The organism is Mesorhizobium sp. C432A, assembly GCF_030323145.1.
In the GTDB taxonomy this organism is placed as follows: Bacteria; Pseudomonadota; Alphaproteobacteria; order Rhizobiales; family Rhizobiaceae; genus Mesorhizobium.
The window spans coordinates 1,123,844-1,136,584 of sequence record NZ_CP100470.1 but is presented as its reverse complement, the minus strand read 5'-3'; the positions used below and the strand labels follow the sequence as shown (position 1 = coordinate 1,136,584).

General features: G+C 62.9%; 15 protein-coding genes and 1 pseudogene. 6 read left to right on the top strand and 10 right to left on the bottom strand.

Annotation, left to right across the window (positions count from 1 at the left end; translation table 11 throughout):
• Positions 1 to 8: 8 nt before the first annotated feature.
• Both NLY33_RS05355 and NLY33_RS05350 read right to left on the bottom strand, forming a co-directional pair.
• Positions 9 to 434, bottom strand: a complete 426-nt coding sequence (locus NLY33_RS05355) for a thiol-disulfide oxidoreductase DCC family protein (RefSeq protein ID WP_031197023.1) — start codon at positions 432 to 434, stop codon at positions 9 to 11.
• Positions 435 to 613: 179 nt separating this feature from the next.
• Positions 614 to 763 (bottom strand): hypothetical protein, encoded by a 150-nt coding sequence (locus tag NLY33_RS05350; RefSeq protein ID WP_196813601.1) that lies wholly within the window; start codon positions 761 to 763, stop codon positions 614 to 616.
• 345 nt (positions 764 to 1,108) lie between these two features.
• Between NLY33_RS05350 and ku the strand changes: the two genes are divergently transcribed.
• Both ku and ligD read left to right on the top strand, forming a co-directional pair.
• Complete coding sequence (gene ku, locus NLY33_RS05345; RefSeq protein WP_023681243.1) at positions 1,109 to 1,975, top strand: non-homologous end joining protein Ku; 867 nt, start codon at positions 1,109 to 1,111, stop codon at positions 1,973 to 1,975.
• 11 nt (positions 1,976 to 1,986) lie between these two features.
• Positions 1,987 to 4,497: a DNA ligase D gene (gene ligD, locus NLY33_RS05340; RefSeq protein ID WP_023703880.1), complete on the top strand. Its 2,511-nt coding sequence runs from the start codon at positions 1,987 to 1,989 to the stop codon at positions 4,495 to 4,497.
• Positions 4,498 to 4,714: 217 nt separating this feature from the next.
• On the opposite strand, the gene NLY33_RS05335 is transcribed toward ligD, so the two are convergent.
• Complete coding sequence (locus NLY33_RS05335; RefSeq protein ID WP_023687541.1) at positions 4,715 to 5,389, bottom strand: ArsR/SmtB family transcription factor; 675 nt, start codon at positions 5,387 to 5,389, stop codon at positions 4,715 to 4,717.
• Between the two features lie 69 nt (positions 5,390 to 5,458).
• Between NLY33_RS05335 and NLY33_RS05330 the strand changes: the two genes are divergently transcribed.
• The 3 genes from NLY33_RS05330 to NLY33_RS05320 all read left to right on the top strand — a co-directional run bounded on the left by NLY33_RS05330 (position 5,459) and on the right by NLY33_RS05320 (position 6,445).
• On the top strand, positions 5,459 to 5,662 hold the full coding sequence (locus NLY33_RS05330) for a DUF1127 domain-containing protein (protein ID WP_023703879.1): 204 nt from the start codon (positions 5,459 to 5,461) through the stop codon (positions 5,660 to 5,662).
• Between the two features lie 85 nt (positions 5,663 to 5,747).
• Positions 5,748 to 6,104: an NIPSNAP family protein gene (locus tag NLY33_RS05325; protein ID WP_023703878.1), complete on the top strand. Its 357-nt coding sequence runs from the start codon at positions 5,748 to 5,750 to the stop codon at positions 6,102 to 6,104.
• Positions 6,101 to 6,445, top strand: a complete 345-nt coding sequence (locus tag NLY33_RS05320; protein WP_023703877.1) for an antibiotic biosynthesis monooxygenase family protein — start codon at positions 6,101 to 6,103, stop codon at positions 6,443 to 6,445. Before NLY33_RS05325 ends, NLY33_RS05320 begins: the two co-directional genes overlap by 4 nt.
• A 159-nt stretch (positions 6,446 to 6,604) precedes the next feature.
• On the opposite strand, the gene mbfA is transcribed toward NLY33_RS05320, so the two are convergent.
• Positions 6,605 to 7,588, bottom strand: a complete 984-nt coding sequence (gene mbfA / locus NLY33_RS05315; protein WP_023703876.1) for an iron exporter MbfA — start codon at positions 7,586 to 7,588, stop codon at positions 6,605 to 6,607.
• A 164-nt stretch (positions 7,589 to 7,752) separates the two neighbouring features.
• On the opposite strand from mbfA, the gene NLY33_RS05310 reads away from it, so the two are divergent.
• Positions 7,753 to 8,073 carry a hypothetical protein gene (locus NLY33_RS05310; RefSeq protein ID WP_023681249.1) on the top strand — a complete coding sequence of 107 codons (321 nt, stop codon included), beginning with the start codon at positions 7,753 to 7,755 and terminating at the stop codon, positions 8,071 to 8,073.
• 103 nt (positions 8,074 to 8,176) lie between these two features.
• Here NLY33_RS05310 and NLY33_RS05305 read toward each other — a convergent pair.
• From NLY33_RS05305 to NLY33_RS05280, 6 genes and pseudogenes are all read right to left on the bottom strand, one after another.
• Positions 8,177 to 8,497, bottom strand: a pseudogene (locus tag NLY33_RS05305) (endonuclease domain-containing protein).
• Between the two features lie 143 nt (positions 8,498 to 8,640).
• Complete coding sequence (locus NLY33_RS05300; protein ID WP_023703874.1) at positions 8,641 to 9,012, bottom strand: hypothetical protein; 372 nt, start codon at positions 9,010 to 9,012, stop codon at positions 8,641 to 8,643.
• Between the two features lie 159 nt (positions 9,013 to 9,171).
• Positions 9,172 to 10,368 (bottom strand): IS256 family transposase, encoded by a 1,197-nt coding sequence (locus NLY33_RS05295; RefSeq protein ID WP_023700062.1) that lies wholly within the window; start codon positions 10,366 to 10,368, stop codon positions 9,172 to 9,174.
• A gap of 305 nt (positions 10,369 to 10,673) precedes the next feature.
• Positions 10,674 to 11,021 carry a hypothetical protein gene (locus tag NLY33_RS05290; protein WP_023703873.1) on the bottom strand — a complete coding sequence of 116 codons (348 nt, stop codon included), beginning with the start codon at positions 11,019 to 11,021 and terminating at the stop codon, positions 10,674 to 10,676.
• A 338-nt stretch (positions 11,022 to 11,359) separates the two neighbouring features.
• Complete coding sequence (locus NLY33_RS05285; RefSeq protein WP_245261008.1) at positions 11,360 to 11,824, bottom strand: hypothetical protein; 465 nt, start codon at positions 11,822 to 11,824, stop codon at positions 11,360 to 11,362.
• Positions 11,825 to 11,911: 87 nt separating this feature from the next.
• Positions 11,912 to 12,739, bottom strand: coding sequence for a hypothetical protein (locus tag NLY33_RS05280; RefSeq protein WP_023673257.1), 828 nt, complete (start codon positions 12,737 to 12,739; stop codon positions 11,912 to 11,914).
• Positions 12,740 to 12,741 lie beyond the last annotated feature (2 nt).

Sequence of the window (12,741 nt, the reverse complement as noted above, 5' to 3'; positions counted from 1 at the left end):
ACATGCGACTAGCCGATCATGCGCGCACGTATCGCGGCGGACGGGATCTCGCAACTGTCCTTGCGGCCGAACATGGCGTAGCGGTTTTTGGCGATGCGTTCGTAGAGCCAGTCACGCAAGGGGCGCGGGATGAGCAGCAGCGCTTTCGCCGCCCGCCACGGCCAGCCGAGTTCGGCCATCACCGCGATGAAACTGTCCAGCCGCATGAAGGGAGCGCCGCCGACAAGGACCAGATTGGTCTCGTAGCTGTCGGTGCGCAGCCCGTATCTCTGGAACAGCGCCTCGCCGAAGGGCGACTGCGCCGTGGCGAAGCGGAAGCGGTTTTTGCGGTCGAGCCCGACCACCGTGCGTACGAAGCCCGAGCACAGCACGCAGACGCCGTCGAAAACGATCAATGGCTGGCTGGCATCGAAGGGTTCAGGAGAAGAAGTCACGGGACGTCCGGCAGCTTGTGTCTTCAGACACTAAGCCCGCCGGCAGCGGGATCAAAGTCGCGGCGTTGTCGCACGGCTTCTCGCGGCCAGCGCGGGGCGCTCGGCGCGATAGGTGGTTGCGCGGGGATCGGCCTCCGGTCTGCAGATCCGGCTGTCGTGACGCGTTTCGAATGTCATGATCAATGCGCGCCGAGCGAGCTGCCGCGACGGGCGCAGGCCGGACCCGGGCCGCGCATGTAGTAGCGCTCCGGTCGATAGGTCGGCGCGATGAACTCGCGGATGGCGGCGGCATAGCCGGCGATGTGGCCCCAGAATTTCATTTTACTCAAGTCCCTGTCCCGATTTTCGGATGTCCCGTCCGATTGCGGGGATCATAGCGTCGAGGCGTGAATAGTCGGTGAACACGATGTTAATCTTTGGTCGAAAACCCCATGCTTCGTGGCCGGAATGCGGCTGTTTGGGGGTCTTTCGGTGTGGTTCGTCGCCATTTCCGGCATTGTGACTTTTGCATCACATATGTTTCGTCTGGATGTCGCTTGAGCGCGGTTCTGTTTCAGATTTGGCGAGCCTCTCGAAATTTCCACGCTCGCTGCCGAAATGCCCCTGGTTGCGCGCCCGGAACCGGAACGGGCCTTGCCCGTTCTCGCTTGAACCGCATCGCGCAGGAGTTCGCCATGGCACCTCGCCCCGCCTGGAAGGGCTATCTGAAACTGTCGCTGGTCACCTGCGCTGTCGAACTGACCAACGTCGTCACCCACGCCGAAAAAGTTTCGTTCCGGGTGCTCAACCGCAAGACCGGCAACACGGTCAAGCGCATCTATGTCGATTCTGAAACCGGCAAGCCGCTGGGCGATGGCGACGAGATCAGGGGCTATGAGGTGAGCCCCGGTGAGTTCGTCCATATCGAGGACGAAGAGATCGAAGCGGTGCAGATCGAGTCCTCGCACACGATGGCGCTGGACGGCTTCGTCGACAAAGCCTCGATAGAGCAGATCTATCTCGACACGCCCTATTATGTCACGCCCGCCGACAAGGTGTCGGAGGAGGCCTTTGCCGTCATTCGCGATGCCATGGCGGACAAGAAGATGGCCGGGCTGGCGCGCGTCGTGCTCTATAGCCGCGAGCGGCCCGTGGTGATCGAGCCGCGCGGCAAAGGCATGGTGCTGACCACCTTGCGGTACGGCAACACGGTGCGGGAGCCGGAGAGCATCTTCGGCGACATCAAGGCGGTGAAGACCGACCAGGAGATGACCGATATGGCCGAACGCATCATCGACAAGAAGAAGGGGAAGTTCGATCCGTCGACATTCGAGGACAAGTATGAGGACGCGCTGCTCGAACTGATCCGCGCCAAGAAGGCCGGCAAGAAGGCTCCGAAAGCGCAGGCCGCGCCCAAGCCGTCCAATGTCGTCAATCTGTTCGACGCGCTGAAGAAGAGCCTGTCCGATGGCGGCCAGGCGGAAGGCCCGGCGAAGAAGGCCAAGCCGGCGGCAAAAAGCGGCAAGGCGAAAGCTTCTGCGCCCAAGCGCAAGTCGGCTTGAGGGTCGGCGCCGTGGCCAGCCTCGAACAATATCAGTCCAAGCGCGATTTCAAGAAGACGGCCGAGCCGGCGGGCAAGGTCGCGCGCGGCAAGCAGCCCGGCGGCATCTTCGTCGTCCAGAAGCACGACGCGACCAGGCTGCACTATGATTTCCGCCTCGAGCATGAGGGCGTGTTGTGGAGCTGGGCGGTGACGCGGGGCCCGAGCCTCGACCCGCACGAAAAGCGGCTGGCCGTGCATGTCGAGGACCACCCGATCGACTATGCCGGCTTCGAGGGCACCATTCCCAAGGGCGAGTATGGCGGCGGCACCGTCATCGTCTGGGACGAAGGCACATGGACGCCCGAGATCGACCCGGCCAAGGCGATGAAGAAGGGCCATATCGACTTCGAACTCAACGGCCAGAAGCTGAATGGGCGGTGGCATCTGGTCAGATTAAGACCCCGCCCGGGCGAAAAGCGCGACAACTGGCTGCTGATCAAATCCGACGATGCCGCCGCCCGCCCCGGCGAGGATATCCTGAAGGACGCACCGAAATCGGTGAAGTCCGGCCTGACCATCGAAGAGGTCGCGGAAGGCAAGACCGCCGACGGCAAGAAGCCGAAGGTCTCGCACTCCAACAAGCCTGCGGCATCCAGCAAGGCGAAAGCCGGCAAGCGCCTCGACTTCGTCGAGCCGCAACTGGCGACGCTGGAGCGCGAGGCGCCGCCCGGCGAGGACTGGCTGCATGAGGTCAAGTTCGACGGGTACCGCATGCAGGCGCAGATCGCCGGCACGGAGGTGCGGCTGCTGACCCGCACCGGCCTCGACTGGACGGAGAAATTCGGCCCTGAGATCGTCGCGGAACTGGCCCAGCTGAAATGCAGCGACGCCATCATCGACGGCGAGATCGTCGTGCTCGCCGACAGCGGCGTTTCGTCTTTCTCGCTGCTTCAGCAGGATCTCTCCGCCAATCGAACCGACCGCTTCACCTACTATGTGTTCGACCTTATGCGGCTTGACGGCAACGATTTGCGCCGCGAGCCGCTGGTCGAGCGCAAGCAGGCGCTGCAGGAGCTGCTCGGCGAGACGGCCGAAAATGCCCCCGTCCGCTTCAGCGACCATTTCGCCGAGCCCGGCAAGATCATGCTGCAGCACGCCTGCCGCATGGGCCTTGAAGGCATCGTCTCCAAGCGCGCCGATGCGCCCTACCGCAGCGGCCGTGGCCCAAGCTGGGTGAAGTCGAAATGCACGGCCCGCCAGGAATTCGTCATCGGCGGGTATCTGCCCTCGGACAAGACCGGCCGCGGCCTGCGTTCGCTGCTGGTCGGCTACCACGAGGGCGGCAAGCTCCACTATGCCGGCCGCGTCGGCACGGGCTTCACAGCCAGGAGCGCCACCGATTTGAAGAAAAAACTCGATGCGCTGAAGGCAGACGCCTCGCCGTTTGCCGCCGCGGTGCCAAAGGGCAAGGGTTTGGTCTGGGTCAGGCCCGAACTTGTCGGCGAAGTGGAGTTCCGCAGCTGGACCTCGGACCGTATAATACGCCACGCGTCGTTCCAGGGACTGCGCGAGGACAAGCCGGCGGAGGAAGTCGTGCAGGAAAAGCCATCGAAGGCGGCAAACAAGGCAAAGCCGGCGGCAGGCGGCGCCGGCAAGGCCGCCGGGGCTAAGGCGCCCGCGACGATCACGACCAGCGTAAAACTATCCCATCCCGACAAGCTGCTGTGGCCCGAGGAAAAAATATCCAAGCAGGACTTGCTCGAACACTACGCGCTGGTCTGGCCGCGCATGGAGCAGTTCATCGTCAACCGGCCGCTCAGCCTGGTCAGGGCGCCGGATGGCATCGGCGGTCCGCGCTTCTTCCAGAAACATGCTTCGGCCGGCATGAGCGACAAGATTGCCCGCATGAAGGACCCGACCGATGGCGAGGAAATCCTGTTCATCCGCGATTTCGACGGCCTTGCCGCTCTGGTCCAGTACGGCGTGGTCGAGGTCCACATCTGGGGCTGCAAGATCGATGAGCTGGAAAAGCCGGATCAGATCATCTTCGATCTCGATCCCGACGAAGGCGTCGACGTCAAGGCGGTGCGCGAGGCCGCGCTCGACATCAGAGGCAAGCTCGACGATCTGTCGCTGCCGAATTTCGTCAAGCCGTCAGGCGGCAAGGGCTATCACGTGCTGGTGCCGCTGAAGCCGTCGGCGGATTGGGAGGCGGTCAAAACCTTCTCGCATGATTTCGCCAAGGCGCTGGAGCAGGCCGCGCCCGACCGCTACACGGCGACGCTGTCGAAAAAGGCGCGCACCGGAAAAATCTTCGTCGACTATCTGCGCAATGGCAGGGGCTCGACCACCGTCGCGCCCTACTCTTCCCGCGCCAAGAAGGGCGCGACGGTCTCGGTACCGGTGACGTGGGCGGAGGTTGAGAAGGGGCTAGCGCCGAATTCCTTCCCGATCGGCGACAAGACGACGCTGAAGGAATTGGAGAAGGCCGATCCGTGGGCGGATTTCTTCGAGCATGCGAAGGTGCTGAAGCGGGGGTGAGCGTCGCGCGCCTCACCTGCTACGCAAGCGTTCCGTCACACCCCCCTCTGTCCTCAAGGGGGGAGATTGGCAGCTTCGAGGCGCAGCTCACCTTTACGATGTTCGAGATTGGCGAAAGCTGTTGAGCGCGTAATCTCCCCCTTGAGGGGGAGATGGCCGGCAGGCCAGAGGGGGGGTGCTGTCCCGCCAGCGTCGCCCAATTAGCGCTGCCGAACCTCTACGCCAAAAACACCCGCTCGAACGCCTGCTTCCCCGGCGGTGAAAACACCACCGCGCGGCTGTCCTTCTCCCGCCTTGCCCATTTCTCCGCCAGGATCTTGTCCAGAATAGCCGCGCCCAGCGTTCCCGCAAGGTGCGAGCGGCGCACGCTCCAGTCGAGGCAGGCGCGGCAGACCGGCCGGCGCGGCTTGGCGCCGACGTCGATGCCGATGGCCGAAAAATGCGAGGCTGCTGCTGGCCCCAGCCTCATCTCATTGTCGTCGCGCAACAGGATGCCGCGCGCGACGAGGCGGTCGAGCATCGCCACCGCATGTTCGCCGGCGAGGTGGTCGTAGCAGACACGGGCGACGCGCATGGCGCCGTCGCGCGGGCCGGGCCGCACCCGCTTGGGGCCGACCGCTTCGGCCACCCCGGTGATCGCCTCGATCATGCCGGCCACCTGCGGCCCTGCGAGGCCGTAATAGCGATGCCGTCCCTGGCTGGCCAAAGTTAAAAGCCCGCCCTCCATCAGTTTCGACAGATGCGAGGACGCGGTGGGCAGCGACACGCCGGCCTCCAGCGCCAGTTCGCTGGCCGTCAAAGCCGTGCCGCCCATCAGCGCATTCAGCATGTTTGCCCGCGCCGGATCGCCGACCAGGCTGGCGATGCGGGCAATGTCGGGTCCTTCACGCATAGTTAGGTCTCCATCGAAGCATTCTCGTCAGATAAGCATTATTGTCGGGCGGGATCAAGGAGAACGCCGATGCCAACCGCTTCCGCCCCACTCGCCAGCCGCCGGCCGTTCCCGTTCGTCACCTGGCTGCAACGGCGGCTGCTCGCCCGCTGGTACGACCGCCATGTGCAGCGGCTCGACCTCGCGGCGGTCGACGACCATCTGCTGCGCGATCTCGGCCTGACCCGTGAGGATGTGCGCCGCGAATGCGCAAAATCCTTCTGGCAGGCCTGACCGCCAGCGCTTTTGCTTAGCAGACCCTGCGGCACAACGTTTCGACGCCGCTCGAACTATCCACGCGAAACCCAAGGAGTTCACGATGACCATCGCCTGCTTCATCCGCTATGAGATCGACCCGTTCGGCAAGCCGGCCTTCGAGCAATATGCCAAGGCCTGGGGCCAGGCGATCCCGCGCTGCGGCGCCGATCTGATCGGCTACTACGCCCCGCATGAGGGCTCGGCCACTACGGCCTACGCCGCCTACAGCATCGACAGCCTCGCTGCCTACGAGGCCTACCGCGCTCGTCTCGCCGCCGATCCGGCGGGCAAGGCCAATTACGAATTCGCCCGCCGCGAAAAGTTCATCTTGAAAGAGGACCGCATCTTCCTGAAGCTGGTGTCGGGGCCGCATGGACCGCGGCAGCTGTTCCAGACCGCGGTCAAGGAGGAGATATGATCGCTGTCATCTTCGAGGTGCAACCGGCGCAGGGAAAGCGCGATGCCTATCTCGGCATCGCCGCGGAACTGCGGCCGCTGCTCGACGGCATAGACGGTTTCATCTCGATCGAGCGCTTCCAGAGCCTGGGCGATCCCAACCGGGTCCTGTCACTGTCCTTCTGGCGCGATGAGGAAGCGGTGAAAGCCTGGCGCAACACGGAAGAGCACCGGCAGGCGCAGCATGCGGGCCGCGGCGGAATATTTGCCGGCTATCGGTTGCGGATTGCGCATGTGGTGCGGGATTACGGGCTGACGGAGAGGGACGAGGCGCCAGAGGATAGCAGGGCGGTGAATGGGTGACTAGGTATCGGCGTCGCGCCAGGCCCCCTCATCCGGCCGCTTCGCGGCCACCTTCTCCCCGCTGGGGAGAAGAGACTGGCGCAGGCGTCGAAAATCTCCTCTCCCCTCGGGGAGAGGTCAGCCGAGCGTAGCGGAGGCTGGGTGAGGGGCGCTTGGCGCTCACGCATTCCCGATCAGCACCCCGGCCGCAAACACCAGCGCCCCACCCAGCACCACCTGAAACGCCGCGCGCAGGAACGGGGTTTGCATGTAGCGGTTCTGCACGAAGGCGATCGCCCATAATTCGAAGAACACCACCACGGCCGCAACCGCCGTCGCCGTCCAGAAATGCGGGATGATGTAAGGCAGCGCGTGGCCGAGCCCTCCCAGCGTCGTCATGATGCCGACCGTCAGTCCGCGCTTGATCGGCGAGCCACGCCCCGACAGCTTGCCGTCGTCCGAAGCGACTTCGGTAAACCCCATCGAGATGCCGGCGCCGATCGAGGCGGCGAGGCCGACCAGCAGCGTCTGCCAGGTGTCGTGCGTGGCAAACGCTGCGGCAAAGATCGGCGCCAGTGTCGACACCGAGCCATCCATCAGCCCGGCCAGTCCCGGCTGGACATAGGTCAGGATGAACTGGCGCTGCTCGGCGCTGGCTTCCTCGGCCTTGACCTCGCCCGGCACAAGTTTCTGCTCCAGCCGGTGCGCCGAATTCTCATGGCTTTGCTCGGCCGCGGCCAGGTCGCCGAGCAGTTTCCGCGTCGAGGCATCGCCGGTGCGCTTGGCCGCCTCGACATAGAAGCGATAGGCCTGCCGCTCCATCTCTTCGGCTTGGCGCCGCACATGCTCGATGCCGAGCGGCCGCACCAGCCAGTCGGGCTTGCGCTCGTAATAGCCTTTCACGTGCTCGCGGCGCAGCAACGGAATGCGCTCGCCGAAACGTTTGCGGTAAAGCTCGATCAGCGAATCGCGATGGCCGTCTTCCTCCGCCGCCATCGCCTCGAACACTTTCGCCGATTGCGGAAAACTGTCCGCCAGCCCGTCGGCATAGGCGCGGTAGATGCGCCCGTCATCCTCTTCGGATGAAATTGCCAGGGCCAGGATCTCCTGTTCCGACAGCGTTTCGAAAGGACGGCGGCCGAAACCGAAGACACGGGAAAGCATGAGAAATTCACCCCAGTTTAGAACAATTCTAAACTAGGCGCTGCAATCTCTGCGGTCAATCACCAGTCAAAAAATGTTGAAGCGCCGGATTGCAACGCGCCCTTCATTATCGGCAAATGTTCACCTATATCGGTCGCGATACGCAAGCGAAAGGCATGAGCAAGATGACGGCAAAGCCGCATGACCACTTCGATCCGAAACCCGTCCTCGATCTCATCGCCAGCATCGAGGCCGATTTGCAGCGGCTGAAAGGCCTGGTCGAACAGCAGGTCGAGAAATTCGACCCCGCCAATCCGCACAACAAGGCGCCCGACGGCAAGCTGACCGAGGAGGGCGTCGAGTGCTGCTACCGCCTGTTCGACGAAGGCAAGTCGCGCTACTCGGTCGCCCAGCAGATGAAGATCTCGTTTGCCGCCGCGACGCACAGGTTCAACTCCTGGCGCAAGGCGGGCGGGCCGAAGCGGCAGAGGGCATTGCTGGGATAATTCGCGAAAGCCAAGGCGATCTCCCCCCTCGTGGGGGAGATGGCCGGCAGGCCAGGGCTGTCCCGCCGACCTTTCCCTGCCTAAAGCCCAGCACCGGCACCGCTCAGGATGCGCGTCCAAGCCCAGCCGCAATCACAATATGCTGGCAGACATTGTCGACGTCGCGGATGACGTCGTCATTCCAGAACCGCAGGACGGTCCAGCCATCTTGTTCGAGGTGCGATGTCCGCGTATCACCGGCAGCCGCGCCGGCGTCCGCATGCTGGGCGCCATCGACTTCGATGACCAGCTTCTTCTCCGGGCAAGCGAAATCGACGATGTAGGCGGCAATCGGAAATTGTCACCGGAAGCCAAGCCCCATCAGCCGGTGGGCACGAAGTTCCTTCCAGAGCTTGAGTTCGGCTGGCGTCAGGACTTTGCGCATCGATCTGGCGTTTGCGCGATGTCGAGGCGGTAAGGCGTGTGCGGCATTACGATGCTCGGTGGTTGCAGAGGCTTGCGCTCTATGGCGCCCCCCTCTGTCCTGCCGGACATCTCCCCCACTTGGGGGGAGATTGGCTGTACTTCCTACGGCGTCAGTTCAATCTCTTCCGTCTCGCCGCCATTGCAGGTGTAGCAGCAATCCTCGCATTTTTCCTTGTTGTTGGGGCCGACGCCCCAATAGGTTCCCTCGTCGCCGTCGACCCAGGCGCCGTAGCAGATGGACTCGCCTTCGTCGCAGGACACCGGGATCTGCTTGGTCTCGCCATCGTCGAGATAGAAATCCTTGTCATTGCCCGGCCAGACATAGTCGCGGTCCTGGCTGTAGAGCTCGAGGCGCATGGCGTTGGGATGGCTGTTCTTGACGGCGAAGGTGATGTCGGCGGCGTGAGCCGCCGGCGCAAACAGCGCCGCAAGCGACAGCGCGACGACGACGCGGCGCAGACAAGTGAAAGACATGGTGTTCCCCCGAGGCAAATCGGCCCCCCGGCCGAGGGGGCCAGCATCGCATGATGGCGGCTGACATTGAAGGGGAGCGGCTGACTGATTTTGGGGTGATTGGTGGAGGGCGGAGGTTGTGTGCGTCAAGTTCTGCAAAATGGGCGATCATGAAACTGGTCATGCGGCTTGGCGTAGAGCGAGCTTCTTGTGCTCGCGCAGATCATCCATGTTGATATAGCGGTTGGCCTCCATCCAGTTTTCGTTGGTTTCGACGGCCAGCGCCCTGACCAGGCGCAGGCAGCTTTCGGCGTTCGGGAAGATGCGCACGACATAGGTGCGCCGGCGGATTTCCTCGTTGAGCCGTTCAAGCATGTTGGTGGACTTGAGGTGCTTGTGATGCTGACGCGGCAGCCGGAAGAAAGTCAGCGTCTGTTCTATGGCTTCTTCCGCCCAGGTGGTCAGCCGCGGGTAGCGGGCGGACCATTTGGACAGCCACGCGGCGAGATCGGCCTTGGCCTCGGCGAGATCGCGCCGGTCGTAGAGCCAGCGCAGTTCCTGCAGACAATCGTCGCCGTGCTTCCTGGGCAGGTGATCGAGCGCGTTCCTGAGGAAGTGGACGTAGCAGCGCTGCCATGCTGCTTCCGGGATCACCTCGCCGATCGCCGCGACCAGGCCGGCATGGTCGTCGGACACGGCCAGTTCGACGCCCTTGAGACCGCGTCGTTTCAAGCCGACGAGGAAGTCCTTCCAGGCCGAGCGGCTCTCGCGATTGGCCATCTCCACGGCCAGGATCTGCCGGCGCCCGTCCCAGTCGATGCCGACCGCGATCAGCACCGCCTGGCTCATCACGATGCCGGCTTCGCGCACTTTCTCGTAGCGGGCATCGAGAATGAGGTAGGGGAATGGCTCCTGAAGCGGTCGTTCGGCAAACGCCTTCAGGCTCTCGTCCAAGCGCTTGTTGATGGCCGAGATCGACGAAGCCGAGAACGCATGACCGCACAGCTCTTCCGTGATCGCCTTGACCTTGCGGGTCGACACGCCCTGCACATACATCTCCGCAAGCGTCGCCACCAAGGCCCGCTCGGAACGCTGGTAGCGCTCGAACAGCTCGGTGGAGAAGTGACCCGCCCGGTCCTGTGGAACCCGCAGCTCAAGCTTGCCCACCCGGGTGACCAGGGTGCGGCCGTAGTAACCCGAGCGATACCCAAGGCGCTCAGGCGTGCGTTCGCCCTTCGAAGCACCCAGCGCCTCCTCCATCTCGGCCTCGAGAACCTCCTGCATTACCGCACGGATCACTTCGTGCAGCCCCTCCGGGTTCGAAAGCAGAATGTCTTTGACGGCAGCGCTGGTCGATTTACCTTCTGTCTTGGTCATGGTGGCGTTCCTTCCAGGAATCGGTGACGTTGAACATCACCAGCCTGCCATGACCGCCCTCTCTCAGCGAATTTGCAGAACTCTCAGCACACTACCAGGGCGGAACTGCTGATCTCCCCCCTCGTGGGGGAGATGCCTGGCAAGGCAGAGGGGGGCGCTGTCCCGCCGACCTCTCATTCCTGCAGCCGCGTCATTTCAATTTTAGGCTTGCTGATCCATACGCTGGCGATCCTTCGCGCCCCCCTCTGTCCTGCCGGACATCTCCCCCACGAGGGGGGAGATCAGCAGCTTCGGCGCCCCGCCCCTCACTCCACCAGATCGATCGTCTCGGTCGTCTTCTCCACGCAGATGAAACAGCACGTATCGCACGGCTGGTCATTATCCGGCCCGACCCCGGCCGAGACCGCATCATTGCCGTTCACCCAGGCGCCGTAGCAGATGTTTTCTCCCGAATTGCACGAGATCGGCACCGATTTCTGCGAGCTCGGCTCGATCAGGAACACCTGGTCGCCGCCCGGCCACGACATTTTGCGATCCCGGCTGAACAACTCCACCGCCACCGCTTGGCTGCGCAAATTCTTGACGAAGAACGCCATATCGGCGGCATGCGCCGGCGTGGCGATGAGGAGGGCGGCAAGGGTGAGGCGGAGCATGATGGGCGGTCCCGAATCGGAGATGCGAGGGTCGCACGCCGCGAGGGCCGGGCCTAGAGCCACGGCTAGGCAAGTCCCCCTCACCCGGACTGCCAGCCGAATTGCGAAAGGCAATTCGGGGCAATCCGACCTCTCCCCGAGGGGAGAGGAGCTCGCTCGGCGCTGGTGCTCGCCTCTTCTCCCCAGCGGGGAGAAGGTGGCCGCGAAGCGGCCGGATGAGGGGGCGGCCTCGTGATACCCTACGCCCCCTACTGCCCCACTTCACATGCGGCGCCAGCCGTCGGATCGCGTCAATCACCTCGGCGACTTCAGCAACGTCCATATCCAGCCGGCAAAAGTCAGCACCAGGAACGATAGCCGGCGGCGGGCAGCGGCGCCGAGGTTGGCAGCAAGGGAGAGCCCCACAGCACCATGGCCACCGTCACCACAAACAGCACGGCGGCGATGAGGCCGGTGAGCCGCATCCAGAGTGCAAAGGTGTTCGCCGCGCTGATCAGGACGAGCGCTGCCGCCCACAGCGAGATGCCGCCGACATAGGATGGCACGCTGGCCTCCAGCCCCGCCGCATTGCTTGAAATGATCAAGCTCTCGCCGGCGAGGAAGGTGAGGAACCCGGCCGCGACACAGTCATTGCCCAGCCGCTGGTATTTCATGGTCAGCAGCGCGGTGGCCACCACGAGCGCTGCGCCATCGATCGCCCACAGCGTTTCGCGCAACGGCACGCTGGCGACGAAGGTGCCGGCCAGGCCGAAGGCGCCGCCTATGGCGAGGCCGGTCGCGGCGACGGTGTCGGATGTGCGCATTTGGTGCTCCCTATCAGCGGAAGAGTACCCCCAAATGCGGCTTCGTTGAAGGACGGCGTCAATTCCCTGAAGATCGGTGGACCTGCCTTAATCGAAAACAGGCACCAGATGCACCTCCCTGCCTTCCTCCTCTAGATGTATAACGCCAGCCATTACTCGGACCTCCGAAAGCAGCCTCACTGCATTGTTGCCGGGCATCGCGCGTCCTGCTCGCGCCAAGGACGTGCTTACAATCTGAAACGCCTTATTCTCAGATCTCGTCTCGTGATATCTGCATTCAATTGAGCCGTCCTCCGCCCTCTTTCCTGCGAAGCGCATAAACCAATGAAACATTGGCTTCGTTGGGCCATCAAAGAGCGACAGTTGGTTGTCCGATGACATCTTGACGAATCCGCCGAAAGCACCGGTCCCAAGAAGAAGGCTTGCCCTGCAAAAGACTCTATGCGGGATGTTCCCCTGTCGTATTACTTCAGCGCCTACTGCCGAAAACTCCTTTGGTGATTCTAAGTAACTTCGTTCTAACTTATCGACCCAACTGCGCCGCACAAATATTCTATCGGCTATGCTCCGAACAACCGCCTCCTCTACCTCTCTCGAGGTGCGTGGCACTCGGTCAAGCCTCCCTGCGATTTTGTCGTATACCAGATGAGCGTATTCATGGCATAGTATATACCTCGCGTCGCGACTAGACATAGGGGCAAGCGTAATATTGTTTAACTTCCCCTCACGCGCAATCCTTGCAGTAACTCCGGCCAAGCTGCTCGCGAAGTGAAACGTCAATTCAGGCGACTCTTCAATAAATCTGAAGACGTCGGTGTAGTATCCATATGTATACTTATAAAAGGTCCTCTTGATTAATTCTTCAACTCGCTCCGAGAACTCCGCTGATAATATTGGGTGGTGACCAGCTTCCATCT